The following is a 2,500-nucleotide window of genomic DNA, read 5'->3' on the forward strand; positions in this document are numbered from 1 at the left end:
AGGTGTGGGTAGGGGTGAAATGCCAATCGAACTTGGAGATAGCTGGTTCTCCCCGAAATAGCTTTAGGGCTAGCCTCGAGTGAAGAGTCTTGGAGGTAGAGCACTGATTGGGCTAGGGGCCCTCATCGGGTTACCGAACTCAGTCAAACTCCGAATGCCAATGACTTATACTCGGGAGTCAGACTACGAGTGATAAGATCCGTGGTCAAGAGGGAAACAGCCCAGATCACCAGCTAAGGTCCCAAAGTATACGTTAAGTGGAAAAGGATGTGGAGTTGCTTAGACAACCAGGATGTTGGCTTAGAAGCAGCCACCATTTAAAGAGTGCGTAATAGCTCACTGGTCGAGTGACTCTGCGCCGAAAATGTACCGGGGCTAAACGTATCACCGAAGCTGTGGGACGACTTGCGTCGTCGGTAGGGGAGCGTTCTAAGGGCGTCGAAGCTAGACCGGAAGGACTAGTGGAGCGCTTAGAAGTGAGAATGCCGGTGTGAGTAGCGAAAACAGAGGTGAGAATCCTCTGCACCGAAAGCCTAAGGTTTCCTGAGGAAGGCTCGTCCGCTCAGGGTTAGTCGGGACCTAAGCCGAGGCCGAAAGGCGTAGGCGATGGACAACAGGTTGATATTCCTGTACCACCTCCTCACCGTTTGAGCAATGGGGGGACGCAGGAGGATAGGGTCAGCGCGCGACTGGTTGTGCGCGTCCAAGCAGTTAGGCGCCTCAAGTAGGCAAATCCGCTTGAGTAGGCTGAGCTGTGATGGCGAGGGAAATGAAGTACCGAAGTGCCTGATTCCACACTGCCAAGAAAAGCCTCTAGCGAGGTGAGAGGTGCCCGTACCGCAAACCGACACAGGTAGGCGAGGAGAGAATCCTAAGGTGCGCGGGAGAACTCTCGTTAAGGAACTCGGCAAAATGACCCCGTAACTTCGGGAGAAGGGGTGCTCCCTCGGGTGAATAGCCCAGGGGAGCCGCAGTGAAAAGGCCCAAGCGACTGTTTATCAAAAACACAGGTCTCTGCGAAGCCGTAAGGCGAAGTATAGGGGCTGACACCTGCCCGGTGCTGGAAGGTTAAGGGGAGCGCTTAGCGCAAGCGAAGGTGCGAACCGAAGCCCCAGTAAACGGCGGCCGTAACTATAACGGTCCTAAGGTAGCGAAATTCCTTGTCGGGTAAGTTCCGACCCGCACGAAAGGTGTAACGACTTGGGCACTGTCTCAACGAGAGACCCGGTGAAATCATAGTACCTGTGAAGATGCAGGTTACCCGCGACAGGACGGAAAGACCCCGTGGAGCTTTACTGCAGCCTGATATTGAATGTTGGTGCGACATGTACAGCATAGGTGGGAGACTGAGAAGCCTGGACGCCAGTCTAGGTGGAGTCGCCGTTGGGATACCACCCTTGTCGTACTGAGATTCTAACCCGCACCCCTGATCGGGGTGGGAGACAGTGTCAGGTGGGCAGTTTGACTGGGGCGGTCGCCTCCCAAAGCGTAACGGAGGCGCCCAAAGGTTCCCTCAGAATGGTTGGAAATCATTCGAAGAGTGTAAAGGCAGAAGGGAGCTTGACTGCGAGACCTACAAGTCGAGCAGGGACGAAAGTCGGGCTTAGTGATCCGGTGGTTCCGAATGGAAGGGCCATCGCTCAACGGATAAAAGCTACCCCGGGGATAACAGGCTTATCTCCCCCAAGAGTCCACATCGACGGGGAGGTTTGGCACCTCGATGTCGGCTCATCGCATCCTGGGGCTGTAGTCGGTCCCAAGGGTTGGGCTGTTCGCCCATTAAAGCGGTACGCGAGCTGGGTTCAGAACGTCGTGAGACAGTTCGGTCCCTATCCGTCGCGGGCGTAGGAAATTTGAGAGGAGCTGTCCTTAGTACGAGAGGACCGGGATGGACGCACCGCTGGTGTACCAGTTGTCCCGCCAGGGGCACAGCTGGGTAGCTATGTGCGGAAGGGATAAGCGCTGAAAGCATCTAAGCGTGAAGCCCCCCTCAAGATGAGATTTCCCATCGCGTCAAGCGAGTAAGATCCCTTGAAGATGACAAGGTTGATAGGTCCGAGGTGGAAGCGTGGCGACACGTGCAGCTGACGGATACTAATCGATCGAGGACTTAACTAAGCACACAAGAAAAGCGGAGAACGGTTCTTGACGTAGTCAAGAAAACATCCGACGGAGCCAAAAGCTTTTGACGAAGACGTGTGTGCACGTCGAACGGAAAAAGCGAAGGCGCAGGAGGATGTTAGTTCGAAGCTAGACAGTAAGAAAAGCGTAGGCGACTGTTTAGTCCTGTTATCTAGTTTTGAAGGAATAATTCTTCATCATATTGCTCGGTGACGATAGCGGAGAGGTCACACCCGTTCCCATCCCGAACACGGAAGTTAAGCTCTCCAGCGCCGATGGTAGTTGGCGGGACACCGCCTGCGAGAGTAGGACGTTGCCGGGCAAAAGATGAGCCATTAGCTCAGCAGGTAGAGCATCTGACTTTTAATCAGAGGGTCGG

At 54.6% G+C, this 2,500-nt stretch carries 1 tRNA gene and 2 rRNA genes (2 of these 3 only partly in view); all 3 read left to right on the forward strand.

Annotated features, from left to right (window positions below):
* Positions 1 to 2,118 (forward strand): 23S ribosomal RNA (locus ACPF7I_RS00445); it begins 808 nt to the left of the window's first position.
* Between the two features lie 208 nt (positions 2,119 to 2,326).
* Positions 2,327 to 2,443, forward strand: a 5S ribosomal RNA gene (gene rrf / locus ACPF7I_RS00450).
* A gap of 7 nt (positions 2,444 to 2,450) precedes the next feature.
* Positions 2,451 to 2,500: transfer RNA gene (locus tag ACPF7I_RS00455), tRNA-Lys, on the forward strand; it runs 26 nt beyond the window's last position.

The sequence above is a fragment of the Anoxybacillus dikiliensis genome (assembly GCF_050613275.1).
Taxonomy (GTDB): Bacteria; Bacillota; Bacilli; order Bacillales; family Anoxybacillaceae; genus Anoxybacillus.